Here is a 1,173-nt window from a genome sequence, read left to right as displayed (position 1 = left end):
TAATAACAATTAATATTATCCTAAAAATGCCAATTAAACATAATACAATAACTAAATTTTTATTACCCAAAATATTCTAAATTCATAATATCATTAGATTTACAAACAAAACTACTTTGTAAAATAAGTAAATACAACATTTCAGTGGTAACCTATTTTTTATACTTTTTCATACATTCCATATTTTTCTCTTTCCGCTCCTTATCAAAAAACCATCCCCACTTATTAAAATACTTTATAGCCGATTTTACATGCATCATCATCATTTTCCATGACTTATAAGATGCCTTCCCATGCTCATGAATTATTTTTGCTTCAGGATAAAAAACAGTCCTATACTTCTTACCAATCTGTTTACATAAGTCATAATCCTCCATATACATAAAATATCTTTTGTCAAATCCATGAATTTCCTTTAACACATCTGTACGAACAAAAATAAAGCATCCTGATAAAATTGGAACATCTATTATTTCTTCATAATCATACCATTTCATTTCATAATCATAATCCAATTTATCAACAATCACCTTAATTGGTAAAAATCTTCTAAATATTAAATTCATAGGCGATGGAAACAATCTGCAAGATTTTGTCACTTCTCCATCAACCCCATATATTTTGGGCCCAATCTGTCCAATATCTTTATTCTCTCTCATGTATTCTACAATTTTCTCAATAGTATTTTCTTCAAAAAAAACATCAGCATTCACCATCAGATGGAATTCCGACTTTACTTCTCCCAAAATCAATTTCTTAATTACAACATTATGCCCTGCTCCAAATCCATCATTTGAATTATTAAAAATATACTCAATTCTATCATCTGAGAATCCCTTTATAACTTCTCTCAATTCATCTTTTTCAGAATTATCAGAAATCCATAACTTAAATCTAATTCCTATATTTTGAAAACACCCAATAATCTTCCTTAATTCATCATGCTTCGTATTATATGTAACAATACAAGCTGTAAAATCATACATAATCCAACCTCTATACATATTTTTTATTTATAAAATTATACCATTTTCCATATAATCAAACAACTAAATTTTTACATCGTAAATTTCAATGTTAATTGCGACATTTTACTAAATTTTCTTATGTCAAAAATTCAAATTCCAGCTATTTTTCCATTCCTTCCATTCTTTCGGAGTTACTGTTGCCAAA

The 1,173-nt window shown here is 27.3% G+C and carries 1 protein-coding gene; it reads right to left on the bottom strand.

The genetic code is table 11. The features are described 5' to 3' along the window. Positions 1-152 precede the first annotated feature (152 nt). The gene (locus Q0370_RS08365) at positions 153-986 is read right to left on the bottom strand and encodes a glycosyltransferase family 2 protein (RefSeq protein WP_299574546.1); all 834 of its coding nucleotides are present in this window, start codon (positions 984-986) and stop codon (positions 153-155) included. Between the last annotated feature and the right edge of the window lie 187 nt (positions 987-1,173).

Origin of the sequence: uncultured Leptotrichia sp., assembly GCF_938036635.1 — a bacterium.
GTDB classification, from domain to species: Bacteria; Fusobacteriota; Fusobacteriia; order Fusobacteriales; family Leptotrichiaceae; genus Leptotrichia; species Leptotrichia hongkongensis.
Note: the sequence above shows the minus strand (reverse complement) of the source record. Positions and strands in the feature narration are given on the sequence as shown.